The organism is Pseudokineococcus basanitobsidens, from assembly GCF_037482545.1.
GTDB lineage: Bacteria > Actinomycetota > Actinomycetes > Actinomycetales > Quadrisphaeraceae > Pseudokineococcus > Pseudokineococcus basanitobsidens.
Window position 1 is genome coordinate 179,253 of the sequence record NZ_JBBIAA010000002.1, and the last position, 16,080, is coordinate 195,332.

Consider the following 16,080-nt stretch of genomic DNA (forward strand, 5'->3'; position numbering starts at 1 on the left):
ACCCTCCGCACGCGAAGGAGCCGGCCCGCGCCGTGAGCACTCCTGAGGACACCGGCCGCAGCGCGCCTCCCTGGGCGCCCGCCGTCCCGGACCCCTCCGCGGCCGCGCTGCAGCGGGCCGTGCCGGCGGCGGAGCGGCTCCTCGCCGAGCGGGGCATCCCCGAGGCGAGCGTCGCCCGTCTGCCCGTCTACCTGCGGGCGCTCCGGGCCCTCGTCGAGCGCGGCGTCCGCACCGTCTCCTCCGAGGAGCTCGCCGCGGCCGCGGGCGTCGGGTCCGCGAAGCTGCGGCGGGACCTCAGCCACCTGGGCTCCTACGGCGTCCGGGGCGTCGGCTACGAGGTCGCGCCCCTCGTCGCCCACGTCTCCCGCGAGCTGGGGCTGACCCAGGAGTGGCGCGTGGTCCTCGTCGGCGTGGGGAACCTCGGCCGGGCCCTGGCCAGCCACGGCGGCTTCGCCGAGCGCGGGACGGTCGTCGTCGGCCTCTTCGACGCGGACCCCGGCGTCGTCGGCCAGGAGGTGGCCGGGACGGTCGTGCGCCCGATGGCGGACCTCGCCGAGGTCGTGCGCTCCGAGGGCGTCTGCATCGGCGTGCTCGCCACCCCTGGGGCGGGCGCGCAGGCGGCCTGCGACGCCCTCGTGGCGGCCGGCGTCACCGGGGTCCTGACGTTCGCACCGGCCGTGCTGCAGGTGCCGGAAGGGGTGGACGTGCGCAAGGTCGACCTGGCGAGCGAGCTCCAGATCCTCGCCTTCCACGAGCAGCGCAAGGCCGACGCCGCCCGCGGCGGGCCGGCGGGCGCGGGCGCGGCGCAGCCCGTCGACCCGGTACCTGCCGGCCTCGCCCCCCGGGCGACGGCGCACGCCCCCGGGCACCCGCGGGGCGTCCGCCGCCGGACGGGGGTGTCCCGATGACCGCGATGGTCGTGGGCCTGTCCCACCGCACCGCGCCCCTGGAGGTCCTGGAGCGCGCCGCCCTGGACGGCGCCGCCGCCCGGGCCCTGGCCGCCCGGGCCCGCACCGGCGACGACGTGAGCGAGGCCGTCGTCCTGTCCACGTGCAACCGCCTGGAGGTCTACGGCGAGGTCGCCAGCTTCCACGGCGGCCTGGCCGACCTCGGCGCCGCGCTGGCCGCGGCCGCCGGCGTCCCGCTCGTCGAGCTGACCGACCACCTGTACGTCCACTACGCCGACGGCGCGGTCGAGCACCTGTTCACGGTCGTCTGCGGGCTCGACTCGATGGCCGTGGGCGAGTCGCAGGTGCTCGGCCAGGTCCGCTCCGCCCTGCGCCGCGGCCAGGAGGACGGCAGCGTCGGCACCGCCCTCGACGGCCTCCTGCAGCGGTCGTTGCGCGTCGGCAAGCGGGCGCACTCCGAGACGGGGCTCGACCACGCGGGGCACTCGCTCGTCGAGGCGGGGCTCGCGCACGCCGACCGGGTCGTGGGGCCGCTGGCGGGCGCCCGCGTCCTCGTCGTCGGGGCCGGGTCCATGAGCGCGCTGGCCGTCACGACGGCGCACCGGCTCGGGGCCGGCGAGATCACGGTCGTCAACCGCACGGCCGCCCGCGCCCAGCGCCTGGCCGAGGCCGTGGGCGGCCGCTGGCGGGCCCTCGGGGAGGCCGGCGGCCTGGAGCGCGAGCTCGCGGACGCCGACGTCGTCCTGTCCTGCACCGGCGCCGTCGGCCACGTCGTCGACGCGGCGACCGTGGGGGCCGCCCGGGCGCTGCGCGGCGGCGGGGCGCCGGGAGGCTCGGAGGCCGCCGCGCCGCAGCTGCTCGTCGACCTCGCGCTGCCGCGCGACGTGGCGCCCGAGGTCGGGCGCCTGCCCGGCGTCGTCGTCCTCGACCTCGCGGGCCTGGGCGCCGAGCTCGCCGACGAGCAGGTCGGCTCGGGCGTGGCCGCCGACCTGGCCGACGCGCGGGCCGTCGTCGCCGAGGAGGTCGCCGCCTACCTGGCCGAGCGCCGCGCCGCGGCCGTCGCGCCGACCGTCGTCGCCCTGCGGGCGCAGGCGCGGGAGGTGGCGGACGCCGAGCTCGCCCGCCTGCGCCACCGGCTGGGCGCGGACCTGGACCCCCGGGTGGAGGCGGAGGTGGCCCAGACGCTGCACCGCGTCGTCTCGGCCCTGCTCCACACCCCGACCGTCCGGATGAAGACGCTCGCCGCCGACGCCTCGCACGGGCCCGCCTACGTCGAGGCGGTCCGTGAGCTGTTCGACCTCGGCCCGGCGGAGACCCGTGCGCCGGAGGCGGTGTCCCAGGCGCTGCGCGCCGTGCCGGACGCCCGCGCGGGGGAGGGCGCCGTCCGCGACCTCCTCGCCGGCGCCCGCGCACCGGGCGGCGACGGGGGGCGTGCGCCGTGACCGGGCCCGGCACCGCGCCGCAGGCGCCGGTCGTGGGGGGCCGCTCGGCCGGGCCGCTGCGGCTCGGCACCCGGCGCAGCGCGCTCGCGCGGGCGCAGTCCGAGGACGTCGCCGAGCGCCTGCGCGCGGCGAGCGGCCGCGACGTCGTCCTCGTCGAGGTCACGACCCGGGGGGACGTCGACCGGGCCCCGCTGCGGCAGATCGGCGGCACCGGCGTCTTCGTGACGGCGCTGCGCGAGGCGCTGCTCGAGCGCCGCGTCGACCTCGCCGTCCACTCGATGAAGGACCTGCCCACCGCCTCCGCCGACGGCCTCGTCCTGGCCGCCGTGCCCGCCCGCGAGGACCCGCGCGACGCGCTCGTCGCCGCGGGCGGGGCCCGCCTGGGCGACCTGCCGCGCGGCTCCCGCGTCGGCACCGGGTCGCCGCGCCGGGCCGCCCAGCTGCGGGCGCTCGGGCTGGGGCTCGACGTGGTCGACGTGCGGGGCAACATCGACACCCGCCTCGCGATGGTGACCTCCGGTCGCGTCGACGCCGTCGTCCTCGCGCACGCGGGGCTGCGGCGCATCGGGCGCGCGGACGAGGTGTCGGAGGTCCTCGACGTCGAGCAGATGCTCCCCGCCCCGGCGCAGGGGGCGCTGGCGCTGGAGTGCCGCGCGGACGACCTCGTGACCGCGCAGGCGTGCGCCGCCCTCGACGACCCGCGGGCCCGGGCGGCGACGACCGCCGAGCGGGCCGTGCTCGCGGCGCTCGAGGCCGGCTGCTCCGCTCCGGTCGGCGCCCTCGCGCGCACGGACGGCGAGGAGGGCGGTGGCGAGCTCGTGCTCACCGCGGTCGCCGCCGCGCCGGACGGCTCGCGCGTCCTGCGCCGCTCGGCCCGCGGCGACGACCGGGACCCGGAGGGCCTGGGCCGGCGCCTCGCCGCCGAGCTCGTCGCCGACGGCGCCGCGGACCTCGTCGCCGTCGGCCCCGCCTCGCCCGCCGCCGCCCGGCGGGCGGACGGGCGGCCGGACCGGCCCGGCCCCGCCGGCGAGCAGGCCGTCCTCCCCGTGGACGACCTGCTCGACGGCCCGCAGGGCGGTGCCGTCGGCAGCGGTGCGTCCGTCGCCCCCACCGGCTCCGAAGACCCCCCGACGGGTGGTCCCCCGGGTGCGCAGGGCGTGCGCACCGGGACACCACCCCCCTCCCCGGCCCTGCTCCCCGCCGGCTCCGCCTCCGCGCCCACGTCCGGGGACTCCTCCCGGGCCGACCGCGGTGGCCGCCACGGCGGTGCAGCACCGGACGGCGGGCCGGATCGGCCCTCCCCCCACGACACCGCACCCACCGGTGACGCCGCGAGCCGGCGCACCAGCTCCCAGGAGAGTGAAGCGTGACCCCGCGCACCGGCCTCCAGCTCGACCACCGCGCCGGCACCGGCCCGGCGCCCGTGACCGTGACCGGTCCCGCCCCAACGGCGGCGCCCGGCACCCCCGTGACCGCCCGCAGCAGCGACGCGGGTGAGGACCCGGGGGGCGACCGGCCCGACCCGGGCGCCGCGCCCGGGCCCGCGGCGTCGTCGACGCCGTCCTCGTCGACCGCGCGCGGAGCGGCCGAGGGCACGTCCGGCGCCCCCACGGGCGGGCGCCGCGGCGCTCCCCTCGGGTCGGTCTCCTTCGTCGGCGCGGGGCCGGGGGACCCGGGCCTGCTGACGGTCCGTGCCGCCGAGCTCCTGTCGCGCGCCGAGGTCGTCGTCGTCGACGGTCCCGTCGGGGCGGCCCTCGCCGGGCGGGCCGTCCCCGACGGCGTCGAGGTGCTCGACGCCCGCGTGGTCCGCGAGGCGGCCGACCCCGCCGAGCAGGCGCCCACGACCCCGTCGGCGCGCGCCCGGGCCACGACCCGGCTCGTCACGCGCGCGGCGCGGGCCGGGCGCCGCGTCGTGCGTCTGCTGCCGGGCGACGCCGCGACGTTCGAGGGCCTCGCCGAGGAGCTGCTCGCCTGCCACCGGGCGTCGGTGCCCTTCGAGGTCGTCCCCGGGGTCTCGCCCGCGGTCGCCGTCCCCGTCTACGCGGGCGTCCCCGTGACGACGGCCGGCACGGACCTCGTCCACGTCCTCGACTGCGCCAGGGACGGCCGTGACGTCGCCGGGCTCGGTGCCGCCCGGGAGACCGTCGTCCTGCTCGGCTCGCGCGAGCAGCTCGCGGCCTGCGCCCGTGCCCTGCTCGCGGCCGGCCGCAGCGCCACGGCCGCCGTCGCCGTGACGGCCGGCGGGACGACGACCGCGCAGCGCACGGTCACCGCGGCGCTGGCCGAGCTGCCGGGGCTGCTGGAGGCGGCCGACGACGACGCCCTGCCCGGTCCTCTCGTCGCCGTCACCGGCCCCGGGGTGGCGCTGCGCGAGCGCACCTCCTGGTACGAGAACCGGCCGCTGTTCGGCTGGCGCGTGCTCGTGCCGCGGACCCAGGCGCAGGCCGGGGGGATGAGCGCGCTGCTCGCCGAGGCCGGCGCCGTGGCGGAGGTCGTCCCCACCATCTCGGTGGAGCCGCCCCGCACGCCGCACCAGGTGGAGAAGGCCGTCACCGGCCTCGTCACCGGTCGGTACGAGTGGATCGGGTTCACCTCGGTCAACGCCGTGCGCGCCGTCCGCGAGAAGTTCGTCGAGTACGGCCTCGACGCGCGGGCCTTCGCGGGCCTCAAGGTCGCCGCCGTGGGCGGCGTCACGGCAGGGGCCCTGCGCGAGTGGGGCATCGAGCCCGACCTGGTCCCGTCCGGCGAGGAGTCCGCCAAGGGCCTGCTCGCCGACTGGCCGGCCTACGACGACGTGCTCGACCCCATCAACCGGGTCCTGCTGCCGCGCGCGGACATCGCGACGGACACGCTCGTCGCGGGCCTCACCGAGCTCGGCTGGGAGGTGGACGACGTCACGGCCTACCGGACCGTGCGCGCCGCGCCGCCCGCGGCGCCCGTGCGCGACGCCATCAAGAACGGCGCCTTCGACGCGGTCGTGTTCACCTCCTCCTCGACGGTGCGCAACCTCGTGGGCATCGCGGGCAAGCCGAACCCGAGCACCGTCGTCGCGTGCATCGGCCCGGCCACGGCCGCCACGGCCACGGAGAACGGGCTGCGGGTCGACGTCCTCGCCGACGAGCCGAGCGCCGCGGCGCTCGTCGCGGCGCTCGCCGACCACGGGGCCGCGCTCGCCGCGGCCGCGGCCGAGGCCGGCGAGCCGCTGCAGCGGCCCAGCGAGCGCCGCCTCCCGGCGCGTCGCCGGGCCCGCTGAGAGCGCCCGCACCGCGACCCGGCGCCCCGGCCGGGTCCTCCCGCCCCACCCGAGGAGCGCGGCCAGCGCCCGAGAGGACCCGTCATGCCCTTCCCCGTCGAGCGACCCCGACGGCTGCGCGCCACCCCGGCGCTGCGCTCCCTCGTGCGCGAGCAGCGGCTGGACCCGGCCCAGCTGGTGCTGCCGATGTTCGTCAAGGAGGGCCTCGACGTCCCGCGCGAGGTGACGAGCCTGCCCGGTGTCGTCCAGCACTCGCGCGCCTCGCTGGTCGACGCCGCGCACGAGGCGGTCGAGGCGGGCGTCGGCGGGCTCATGCTCTTCGGCGTCCCGGCGGAGCGCGACGCCCGGGGGAGCGGGGCCGACGACCCGGACGGGATCCTCAACCTGGGGCTGCGTGACCTCGCCGACGCGGTGGGGGACCGCACGGTCGTCATGGCGGACCTGTGCCTCGACGAGTTCACCGACCACGGGCACTGCGGCGTCCTGGTCGAGGACGGCCCCCGCGCCGGGACGGTCGACAACGACGCGACCCTCGCCCGGTACGTGGCCACGGGCCTCGCCCAGGCCGAGGCCGGGGCGGGCGTCCTGGGCCTGTCCGGGATGATGGACGGCCAGGTCGGCGTCGTCCGGGCCGCGCTGGACGAGGCGGGGCGCGACGACGTCGTGCTGCTGGCCTACGCCGCCAAGTACGCCTCGGCGTTCTACGGGCCCTTCCGCGAGGCGGTCGAGTCGACGCTCGTGGGCGACCGGCGCGCCTACCAGCAGGACCCGGCGAACCGCCGCGAGGCCCTGCGCGAGGTGCGTCTTGACGTCGAGGAGGGGGCGGACGTCGTCATGGTCAAGCCGGCCCTGCCCTACCTCGACGTGCTCTCCGACGTGGCCGCCGCCGTGGACGTGCCTGTGTGGGCCTACCAGGTGTCCGGCGAGCTCGCCATGGTCGAGGCGGCGGCGGCCAACGGCTGGCTCGACCGCGAGCGGACGATCCTCGAGACGCTGGCGTCCGTGCAGCGCGCCGGCGCCGACGCCGTGCTCACCTACTGGGCGGTCGAGGCCGCCCGCTGGCTGCGCCGGGGCTGACGCCGGGTGGGCCGCACCGGCTCCGGGGCGGCCGGTCGGGCGAACGGCCGGGGAGCCGGGTGGTCGAGGAGTAGCGTCCGCCCATGCCCACGGCCCCCGCGGCGTCCTCGGTCGCCCCCGACGCCGGCACGCCCGGCGAGGCCGGCGGGGGAGGGGCCCGCTGGCTCGACCCGCGGGAGCAGGGCGTCTGGCGCAGCTATCTCGAGGGCACGCAGCGCCTGTGGGAGCACCTGGGCGACGTGCTCGACGAGCGGGGCGACCTGCCCCTGCAGGAGTACGAGGTCCTCGTGCGGCTGCAGGAGTCCCCGGGCTCGTGCCTGCGGATGTCCGACCTGGCCCACGCCCTGGTCCACTCGCGCAGCCGGCTCACGCACACCGTCGGCCGGATGGAGGCGAAGGGCCTCGTCGAGCGCCGGGCCAGCCCGGACGACGGCCGCGGCGTCCTCTGCGTCCTGGCGGACGAGGGGCGGGCGGCGCTCGAGCGCAACGCGCCGCTGCACGTCGCGAGCGTCCGCGCGGCGCTGTTCGACCTGCTGGAGCCCGAGGAGCTCGAGGTCCTCGGCCGCGCGCTCGAGAAGGTCGCCGCGCACCTGCGCTCCTGACCCCCGCGCCCGCCGTCCGACGCCCGCCGTCCCCGGGGCGGGGCCCCGCCGTCGGCCCCGGACGGGCCACCCCGGGGCCACCTCGGGGCGGGCGGCAGGATGGCGGCCATGAGCACGTCGACCGACCGCACGCCCTCCGCGGCGCAGACCCCCTACCCCTTCGAGGCCCCCGCGTCGGAGCATCTGTTCGCCCGGGCCCGGGCGGTGATCCCCGGAGGGGTCAACTCGCCGGTGCGGGCGTTCGGCGCGGTCGGCGGCACGCCCCGCTTCATGACGTCGGGGAGGGGGCCCTACCTGCGCGACGCCGACGGCCGCGAGTACGTCGACCTGGTCTGCTCCTGGGGCCCGATGATCCTGGGCCACGCCCACCCGGAGGTGCTCGAGGCCGTGACGGCGGCCGCGGCGGAGGGCTTCTCCTTCGGGACGCCGACGCCCCGGGAGGTCGAGCTCGCCGAGGAGATCGTCCGCCGCGTCGACCCCGTCGAGCAGGTCCGCCTCGTGAGCTCGGGCACCGAGGCGGTCATGAGCGCCGTCCGGCTGGCGCGCGGGTTCACCGGCCGTCCCCTGGTCGTGAAGTTCGCCGGCCACTACCACGGCCACGTCGACGCGCTGCTGGCCGCGGCCGGCTCCGGGATGGCCACGTTCGCGCTGCCCGACACCCCGGGGGTCACCGGCGCCGCGGCCGCGGACACGCTCGTCGTCCCCTACAACGACCCCGAGGCGCTGGAGGCCGTCTTCGCCGAGCACGGCGACCGGGTCGCCGCCCTCGTCACCGAGGCCGCCGCCGGCAACATGGGCGTCGTCCCGCCGCGTCCCGGCTTCACCGCGCTCATGCGGCGTCTGACGCGCGAGCACGGTGCCCTGCTCGTCAGCGACGAGGTCATGACGGGCTTCCGCGTCTCGGCCGCCGGCTGGTACGGCCTCGAGGGCCCGCAGGGCGCGGGCGACGACGGCGGCGTCGCCGCGGGCGCGCCGGACCTGCTCACCTTCGGCAAGGTCATGGGCGGCGGCTTCCCCGCCGCCGCCTTCGGCGGCCGCGCCGACGTCATGGCCGCACTGGCCCCGGCCGGGCCGGTCTACCAGGCCGGCACGCTGTCCGGGAACCCGGTCGCCACCGCGGCGGGCCTCGCGACGCTGCAGCGCTGCACGCCCGAGGTGTACGACCACCTGGACCGGGTGGCGGCGCGGCTGTCGTCGGCCGCCTCCGCCGCGCTCGACGACGCCGGCGTCCCGCACACGGTGTCGAGCGCCGGGTCGATGTTCACCGTCTTCTTCGGGCCCGACCCGGTGCACGACTACGCGGGGGCGCGCAGCCAGGACACGCAGGCCTACGCGGCCTTCTTCCAGTCCATGCTCGCCTCCGGCGTCCACCTGCCGCCCAGCGCCTTCGAGGCGTGGTTCCTGTCCGCCGCCCACGACGAGGAGGCCGTCGGGCGGGTCCTCGAGGCCCTGCCCGCGGCGGCGCAGGCCGCGGCCCGGGCGCAGAGCAGCCTCTCGGGCCAGACGGGGACGTGACGCCACCGCCGCCCCCGGACCTCTCGGGCAGGATGGCGCGCATGGTGCCGCCCCCTGACGACGACGCCCGCCCGGACCGCCGCCCGGTCCCCCTGCCGGACCCGCGCGCGCGGACGGTCGTGCACCTGCTCCGGCACGGCGAGGTGCACAACCCCGAGGGGGTCCTCTACGGGCGGCTGCCCGGGTACCACCTCTCCGAGCGCGGCCGCGCGATGGCCGACCGGGTCGCCGAGCACCTCGTGGCGAGCGGGGCGGACATCTGCCTCGTCGTCGCGTCACCGCTCGAGCGCGCGCAGGAGACGGCGCGCCCGGCCGCCGAGGCCCTCGGCCTGCCGGTGGGCACGGACGAGCGGCTGGTCGAGGCGGGCAACCAGTTCCAGGGGCTCACCGTCGGCGTCGGCGACGGCGCCCTGCAGCGCCCCGAGCACTGGTGGAAGCTGCGGAACCCGCTGCGGCCGTCGTGGGGCGAGCCCTACGTCGAGCAGGCCACGCGGATGCACGCGGCCGCCGACGAGGCCCGGGTGCGCGCGGAGGGGCGCCACGCCCTGCTCGTCAGCCACCAGCTGCCCATCTGGGTGGCGCGCCTGGCCGCGGAGCGCCGCCGCTACGCGCACGACCCGCGGCGGCGCGAGTGCTCGCTCGCCAGCCTGACGTCGCTGCACTACGTCGGGCACCACCTCGAGGGCGTCACCTACCGCGAGCCCGCGGCCGACCTGCTGCCGGGTGCGAGCGGGGTGGCCGGGGCCTGAGCCGGGAGGAGGGTCGGCGGCCCGCGCTCCCAGGGGGCTGCCAGGGACCGTGTGGAACCCTGGACGTCGTGCGAGGAGCTGACGCGCAGGGCCGCCACCGCGACCACGGGTCCGCCCGCCGCGGGGCCGCGGTCGCGCTGGCTGCGGCCGGCGCCCTGGTGCTCGCGGGCTGCACGACGGGCGACGCGCAGCAGGTCGTGGGCCAGGGCTACGTCGCGGGCGACGGCAGCCTCGTGCAGCTGGCGCCCGAGGACCGGGGCGACCCCGTCGAGCTGGCCGGGACGACGCTCGACGGCGAGCAGGTCGACGTCGCCGACTGGCGCGGCGCGCCGGTCGTCCTCAACACCTGGTTCGCTGCCTGCGGGCCCTGCCGGGAGGAGGCACCCGACCTCGTGGAGGTGGCCACGGCGACGGCGGGCGACGGCGTCAACTTCCTCGGCATCAACGTCTCGGACGGCCCGGCCCAGGGGACGGCGTTCGAGGAGCAGTTCGGGGTGCCGTACCCCTCGCTCGAGGACCGGGACGGCAAGGGCGTCCTGGCGCTCCGCGGACAGCTCCCGCCGGCGTCGACCCCCACCACGCTCGTGCTCGACCCGCAGGGGCGCGTGGCGGCCCGCTTCAGCGGGGCGGTGCAGGACCCCTCGACGCTGCGGGCGGTCATCGACGACGCCGCCGCGGAGGGCGCGTGACGCCCGTCCTGCTCGCCGCGCCCGACCCCTTCGGGTCCGCCGCCTTCGCCGGGCCGATGCTCCTCGCCCTCCCGGTGGCGGCGCTCGCCGGCCTCGTGTCCTTCGCCTCGCCCTGCGTCCTGCCGCTGGTGCCCGGCTACCTCGGCTACGTCACCGGGCTGACCGGCGTCGACCTGGAGCGCCAGCGCCGGGTGCGCGTGCTGCTCGGCGCGGTGCTGTTCGTCCTCGGCTTCAGCGCCGTCTTCGTCGTCGTGGGCTTCACCGCCGGCGCGCTGGGCGGGCTGCTGCAGCAGTGGGGCGACGAGGTGGCCCGGGTCCTCGGGGTCGTCGTCGTGCTGCTCGGGCTCTCCTTCGCGGGCGTCCTGCCCGGCCTGCGGCGCGAGGTGGCGGTGCGGCGGCGTCCCCGGCCCGGGCTCGCCGGGGCGCCGCTGCTCGGCGTCGTCTTCGGCCTGGGGTGGACGCCCTGCATGGGCCCCACCCTCGCCGCCATCACGTCGCTGGCCTTCGTCTCCGGCTCGGGGCCCCGCAGCGTCGTGCTCGCCGTCGCCTACTGCCTCGGCCTGGGCGTCCCGTTCGTGCTCGTCGCGCTCGCCGCCAGCCGGGGCGCGCGGGGCCTGGACGTCCTGCGCCGCCACCGCGTGGCCCTCGCGCGGGCGGGCGGGGCGCTGCTCGTCGTCGTCGGCCTCCTGCTCGTCACCGGCGTGTGGACGCAGTGGACGAGCGCCGTCGGCGCCCGTTTCTCCGACTGGGCCCTGCTGTGACGACCCCGGACGGGCCCGAGCCCGGCCAGCGGCCCACCGCGGGGCAGGAGCCGGTGGACCGGCCCCTCCGCCGGCCCCGGCTGACCCCTCGACAGCCCCGGCAGACCCCTCGACAGCCCCGGCAGACCCTTCGACAGCCCCGGCTGGGGGCCCTGGGGACCCTGCGCTTCGTCTGGCGCCAGCTGACGAGCATGCGCACGGCCCTGCTGCTCCTGCTGCTGCTCGCGGTCGCGGCCGTGCCCGGCTCCGTGGTCCCCCAGCGGGGTGCCGACCCGGCGGCGGTCGCGACGTACGTCGACGAGCACCCGACGCTCGCGCCGTGGCTGGACCGGCTCGGGGTCTTCGAGGTCTACAGCTCGCCGTGGTTCTCGGCGATCTACCTGCTGCTCTTCGTCTCCCTGGTGGGCTGCGTCCTGCCGCGCAGCCGCCAGCAGTGGACGGCGTGGCGGACCCCGCCGCCGCGGACCCCCTCCCGCCTGGACCGGCTGCCCGAGCACCGCGCCGTCGTCGCCGGTGCGGACGGGACCGCCACCTCGCGCGAGGACGTCCTCGCCGGGGCCGCGGCCGCCCTGCGCCGGCGGCGCTACCGCGTCCAGGTCCGTCCCGACGACGGTGCCGGGTCGGTCGCCGCCGAGCGGGGGCACCTGCGCGAGACCGGCAACCTCGTCTTCCACCTCGCCCTCGTGGGGCTGCTGCTGGCGCTGGCCGCCTCGAGCCTGCTGAGCTACCGCGCTGAGGTCGTCGTCCCCGTCGGGCAGGGGTTCTCCAACACCGTCGCGCGCTACGACACCTACGACCCGGGCGCCTGGGTGCAGCCCGACGACCTGCCGCCCTTCGCCGTCGGGCTGGAGGGCCTCGACGTCCGGTTCGAGGAGGAGGTGGGTGGCCAGCTCGGGGCCCCGCGGGACTTCACGGCCGACGTCGTCGTCGACCGCCCGGGGGAGGACCCCGAGCAGGACGTCATCCGCGTCAACGAGCCGCTGCACGCGGGCGGCGCCGAGGTCTACCTCGCGGGCAACGGCTACGCGCCCGTCATCAGCGTGACCGACTCCCGCGGGCGGCTCGTCTACTCCGAGCCGACGCCGTTCCTCGCCCAGGACGACGCCTACAGCTCCACGGGCGTCGTCAAGGTGCTCGGGTCGGACCCGGAGCAGCTCGGCTTCACCGGCGCGTTCCTGCCCACCGCGGTCCTCGACGGCGCCGGGCCGCGCTCGGTCTTCCCCGACGCCCGCGACCCGCTGCTCCTGCTCACCGGCTACGAGGGCGACCTGGGCGCCGTCAACGACGGCCGACCCGTCAACGTCTACGAGCTGGACACGCAGCGCATGCAGCAGCTGACGACCGACGAGGGGGAGCCGTGGTCCGTCGCGCTGCGCCCGGGCGACGCCGTCCCCCTGCCCGACGGCCGCGGCACGCTGCGCTTCGGCTACCCGCCCGAGGGCGCGCCCGCGGACGACGTGGCCGCCGCGTCCGGCGCCGGGGACCCGCTGCCGCGCTTCGCCGGCCTCACCGTGCGGCACGACCCGGGCCGGCTGCCCGCGCTCGTGTTCTCCGTCCTCGCCATGGCCGGCCTCGTCGCGTCGCTGTTCACCCCGCGCCGCCGCGTCTTCGTGCGGGTCGTCCCCGGGGCCGGCCCCGAGGGCGGGCTGCGGCTGGACGTCGCCGGGCTGGCCCGGGGCGAGGACGCGGGGCTCGCCGCCGAGGTCGACGAGCTCGCCCGTACCCTGGGCTCCCCGGCCCAGCCCCCGCCGGGCCCGCCGCCGTCCGCCGGCTCCGGGCCCCCGGGCGGCGCGGACGAGGCCGCCGCCCCCGGGCGGGCCCCGGCCGCCGTGGGGCACCGCGGGACCAGCACCACCACCGACCGGACCGGGAGCTGAAGCCATGGGCGAGTCGCTCGCCGCGACGAGCAACCTGCTCGTCTACTCCGCGATGACGGCCTACGCCGTCGCGCTGCTCGCCTTCTCGCTCGACCTCTCGGGGCGCGGGCGCACGGCCCCCGCGGCCGCTCCGGCCCGGCGGGGGGCGCTCGTGGGCGCCGGCGCCCTCTCCACCACCGGCCCGTCCACCAGCGGCCCGGCGACCGGGGACCCGTCGGGCGCCGTGGGGGACGACGGGCCGGTCCACGAGCGCCGTCGCGCCGCGGCCGTCGGGGTCACGACGACCTGGCTGGCGCTGCTGCTGCACGTCGGGGCGGTCGTCACGCGCGGGGTCTCCGCGGGGCGGGTGCCCTGGGGCAACATGTACGAGTTCACGCTGACGGGCGCCGCGGTCGTCACGGCCGTGTACGTCGCCGTCCTCTGGCGCCGTGACCTGCGCTACCTCGGCGTCTTCGTCGTCGGCCCGGTGCTGCTCACCCTCGGCATCGCGCTCGCCGTCCTCTACACCGACTCCGCCGAGCTGGTGCCGGCGCTGCAGAGCTACTGGCTCGTCATCCACGTCTCGGTGGCCACCGTCAGCTCCGCGCTGTTCGTCATCGCTTTCTCGGCCAACGTGCTGCAGCTGGTGCAGGGGCGCCGGGAGGAGCTGCGGGCGGCGGGGACGCCGCCGCGGCGCGGGCGCTTCATGGACCTGCTGCCCGGCTCGGTCGAGCTCGAGCGGGCGGCCTACCGCCTCATCGCGCTGTCCTTCCCGCTGTGGTCCTTCACCCTCGTCGCGGGCGCCATCTGGGCCGAGCGGGCCTGGGGCCGCTACTGGGGCTGGGACCCGAAGGAGGTGTGGACCTTCGTCATCTGGGTCGTCTACGCCGCCTACCTGCACGCCCGGGCGACGCGCGGCTGGGACGGCCGCCGCGCCGCGTACCTGGCCATCGCCGGCTTCGCCTGCATCCTCGTCAACTGGGGCGTCGTCAACGTCTTCTTCCCCGGCAACCACTCCTACGCCGGCATCGGCTGAGCGGTCCCGGCCGGAGCACCGGCGCACGACGAAGGGCCCCTCCCACGGGAGGGGCCCTTCGTCGTGCCGAGCGGGTCAGGCGCGGGAGCCGTCGTCCCGGTGGCCGTCCAGGTCACGCAGGAAGCCCGGGTCGTCGTCCGGACCCACCGGCCCCCGGGGGCCACGGCCGCCGCCGCCCCCGCCGCCGCCCTCCGCGCGCTGGCGGCCGACGGTGATCCAGAGCACCGGTCCCAGGATCGGCAGCACCACCGAGATGACGACCCACGCCGTGCGGGACAGGACGCTGATCTCCTCGTCCCGGCTCCGCAGGACGTCGAGGACGGCGTAGACGGCCAGGCCGACCGTGACGAGGACGAGCACCGCGCGCAGCATCTGCCGATGGTACGGACGACCTGAGGCGGTGGCACCGCGAGGTGCGGCGTCACCCGTGCGCTCGGGAGCCGGGTGCGGGCCCCGCGCCGCCTACCCTGGCGGGGTGTCCGTCGTCGTCCGCTACACGCTCCTGCGCCTGTCGCTGCTGCTGGCCGTCGGGCTCCTGCTCTACGCCGTCGGCGCCCGCGGCGTCCTGTGGCTGCTGCTGACCGCCGTGGTGTCGGTCGCCGCCTCCTACGTCCTCCTCCGACGGCCGCGCGAGCAGGTCACCCAGGCGCTCGTCGACCGGCAGGAGGGGCGCACCACGAGCGGTCGTCGCAGCCGCCTCGCGGAGGACGCGGCCGCCGAGGACGCCGACGTCGAGCGCCGCGAGGGCCCGCGACGGCACCGGGACGACCGGGGGAGCGGCGAGGACACGGGCCGGGACACGGGCCGGGACAGCGACCGGGGCTGAGCCCTCACCGCCCCGAGGCGGCCCGCACGCGGTCGAGGAACCCGGGGCGCTGCCGGTCCAGCTCGCGCAGCGAGGCCTCGGCCGGCAGGGGACCCTCGTCCTCGGCCAGGACGTCCGCCGCGGCCCGCGCCAGGAACGGGCCGTCGACGGCGCCGAGGCCCAGGTCGTCGAGCAGCGAAGCCGGCACGAGCAGGCGGACGCGGCGCTCGCCCGGGGCCCCGTCGGGGTCGGCCCGGGCGTCGGCGGGCCCGTCCGCGGCCAGCACCGCCAGGTAGGCCTCGTCGCCGTCGGCCCGCACGTCCACGTCCACGGCACCGATGCTCGCAGGTGCCGACCTCCCGCGGCGGCCGACGTGCCGGGCGTGCCGGCGGGAGGAGGCCTCAGCCCGCGAGCGCGAGCCCGAGCGCGAGCAGCGCGGCGTGCACGAGCTCCAGGCGTCCGGTCCCCGCGAGGACGGGCACCAGGGCCCGCCCGGCGGCCCGCCCCGCGACGGTGCGCGCGAGCGGCAGGGCGAGGGGCAGCGCCAGGAGCGCCAGGAGCGGCCACGCCGAGGCGAGCAGCGGGGCGGCCAGCGCGGAGAGCAGCGGGGGCGCGAGCACGAGGACGACGAACAGCCGCCGCGTGCGCTCGGCACCGAGCCGCACGGCGAGGGTCCGCTTGCCGGCCCGGGCGTCCGTCGGGACGTCGCGCAGGTTGTTGGCGACGAGGATCGCGCACGCGTGCAGCCCCACGCCCACGGCGGCCAGCACGGTGACCAGGTCGGCCCGTCCCGCCTGCACGTACGTCGTCCCGAGCACCGCGACCAGGCCGAAGAAGACGAAGACGAAGACCTCGCCGAGGCCGAGGTAGCCGTAGGGGCGACGTCCGCCGGTGTACGTCCACGCCGCCGCGATGCTCGCCGCGCCGACGAGGACGAGCCACCACGCACCGCTGACCGCCACGAGGGCGAGACCGGCGACGCCCGCGACGGCGAAGGCCGCGAACGCCGCCCGGCGCACGGCGGGCGGGTCCGCGGCGCCCGAGCCGACGAGCCGGAGCGGCCCCACGCGGTCGGCGTCGGTGCCCCGCACGCCGTCGGAGTAGTCGTTGGCGTAGTTGACGGCGACCTGCAGCGCCAGGGCGACGACGAGCGCCAGCACCGCGCGGCCGAGGTGGCTGCCGTCGAGGGCGGCGGCGGCGCCGGTGCCCGCCAGGACGGGGGAGACGGCGGCGGGAAGGGTCCTCGGCCGGGCGCCCTGGACCCACTGACCTGCGCTCGCCACGGGCGGCGAACCTACCGGTCCCCGACCCGCGCCCCGACCTGCCGGGCGGCCAGCGCGGCGGCCGCCCGGCGGTCCGGCTTGCCGAGCGCGCGGACGGGCAGCGC

General features: G+C 78.5%; 16 protein-coding genes. 13 read left to right on the plus strand and 3 right to left on the minus strand.

Annotation, left to right across the window (positions count from 1 at the left end; all coding sequences use genetic code 11):
- The first annotated feature begins 119 nt into the window (after positions 1–119).
- From WDZ17_RS03110 to ccsB, 12 genes are all read left to right on the plus strand, one after another.
- Positions 120–908, plus strand: a complete 789-nt coding sequence (locus tag WDZ17_RS03110; protein WP_422631805.1) for a redox-sensing transcriptional repressor Rex — start codon at positions 120–122, stop codon at positions 906–908.
- Positions 905–2,350, plus strand: a complete 1,446-nt coding sequence (locus WDZ17_RS03115) for a glutamyl-tRNA reductase (RefSeq protein WP_339573673.1) — start codon at positions 905–907, stop codon at positions 2,348–2,350. Before WDZ17_RS03110 ends, WDZ17_RS03115 begins: the two co-directional genes overlap by 4 nt.
- Complete coding sequence (gene hemC, locus WDZ17_RS03120) at positions 2,347–3,720, plus strand: hydroxymethylbilane synthase (RefSeq protein ID WP_339573674.1); 1,374 nt, start codon at positions 2,347–2,349, stop codon at positions 3,718–3,720. The genes WDZ17_RS03115 and hemC overlap by 4 nt, the downstream gene beginning before the upstream one ends.
- Positions 3,717–5,603 (plus strand): bifunctional uroporphyrinogen-III C-methyltransferase/uroporphyrinogen-III synthase, encoded by a 1,887-nt coding sequence (locus WDZ17_RS03125; RefSeq protein WP_339573675.1) that lies wholly within the window; start codon positions 3,717–3,719, stop codon positions 5,601–5,603. Before hemC ends, WDZ17_RS03125 begins: the two co-directional genes overlap by 4 nt.
- A gap of 84 nt (positions 5,604–5,687) precedes the next feature.
- A complete protein-coding gene (gene hemB, locus WDZ17_RS03130) occupies positions 5,688–6,680 on the plus strand; it encodes a porphobilinogen synthase (RefSeq protein WP_339573676.1) in 993 nt (330 codons plus the stop codon).
- 83 nt (positions 6,681–6,763) lie between these two features.
- Complete coding sequence (locus WDZ17_RS03135) at positions 6,764–7,282, plus strand: MarR family winged helix-turn-helix transcriptional regulator (protein ID WP_339573677.1); 519 nt, start codon at positions 6,764–6,766, stop codon at positions 7,280–7,282.
- 108 nt (positions 7,283–7,390) lie between these two features.
- Entirely contained in the window at positions 7,391–8,797 is a 1,407-nt protein-coding gene (gene hemL / locus WDZ17_RS03140) for a glutamate-1-semialdehyde 2,1-aminomutase (protein ID WP_339573678.1), read from the plus strand.
- Between the two features lie 41 nt (positions 8,798–8,838).
- The gene (locus tag WDZ17_RS03145; RefSeq protein WP_339573679.1) at positions 8,839–9,546 is read left to right on the plus strand and encodes a histidine phosphatase family protein; all 708 of its coding nucleotides are present in this window, start codon (positions 8,839–8,841) and stop codon (positions 9,544–9,546) included.
- A 68-nt stretch (positions 9,547–9,614) separates the two neighbouring features.
- Complete coding sequence (locus WDZ17_RS03150; protein ID WP_339573680.1) at positions 9,615–10,235, plus strand: TlpA family protein disulfide reductase; 621 nt, start codon at positions 9,615–9,617, stop codon at positions 10,233–10,235.
- Positions 10,232–10,996, plus strand: a complete 765-nt coding sequence (locus WDZ17_RS03155; RefSeq protein WP_339573681.1) for a cytochrome c biogenesis CcdA family protein — start codon at positions 10,232–10,234, stop codon at positions 10,994–10,996. The genes WDZ17_RS03150 and WDZ17_RS03155 overlap by 4 nt, the downstream gene beginning before the upstream one ends.
- A gap of 191 nt (positions 10,997–11,187) precedes the next feature.
- Positions 11,188–12,873 (plus strand): cytochrome c biogenesis protein ResB, encoded by a 1,686-nt coding sequence (resB, locus tag WDZ17_RS03160; RefSeq protein WP_339573682.1) that lies wholly within the window; start codon positions 11,188–11,190, stop codon positions 12,871–12,873.
- A gap of 4 nt (positions 12,874–12,877) precedes the next feature.
- Complete coding sequence (ccsB, locus tag WDZ17_RS03165; protein WP_339573683.1) at positions 12,878–13,888, plus strand: c-type cytochrome biogenesis protein CcsB; 1,011 nt, start codon at positions 12,878–12,880, stop codon at positions 13,886–13,888.
- Positions 13,889–13,963: 75 nt separating this feature from the next.
- Here the strand turns inward: ccsB and WDZ17_RS03170 are convergent, their stop codons facing one another.
- Positions 13,964–14,260 (minus strand): PLD nuclease N-terminal domain-containing protein, encoded by a 297-nt coding sequence (locus tag WDZ17_RS03170; RefSeq protein ID WP_339573684.1) that lies wholly within the window; start codon positions 14,258–14,260, stop codon positions 13,964–13,966.
- A 103-nt stretch (positions 14,261–14,363) separates the two neighbouring features.
- Here WDZ17_RS03170 and WDZ17_RS03175 point away from each other — a divergent pair, with 103 nt between their 5' ends.
- A complete protein-coding gene (locus tag WDZ17_RS03175; RefSeq protein ID WP_339573685.1) occupies positions 14,364–14,714 on the plus strand; it encodes a DUF4229 domain-containing protein in 351 nt (116 codons plus the stop codon).
- A gap of 4 nt (positions 14,715–14,718) precedes the next feature.
- On the opposite strand, the gene WDZ17_RS03180 is transcribed toward WDZ17_RS03175, so the two are convergent.
- A complete protein-coding gene (locus WDZ17_RS03180; RefSeq protein WP_339573686.1) occupies positions 14,719–15,024 on the minus strand; it encodes a hypothetical protein in 306 nt (101 codons plus the stop codon).
- A gap of 70 nt (positions 15,025–15,094) precedes the next feature.
- A complete protein-coding gene (locus tag WDZ17_RS03185; RefSeq protein ID WP_339573687.1) occupies positions 15,095–15,976 on the minus strand; it encodes a 1,4-dihydroxy-2-naphthoate polyprenyltransferase in 882 nt (293 codons plus the stop codon).
- Positions 15,977–16,080 lie beyond the last annotated feature (104 nt).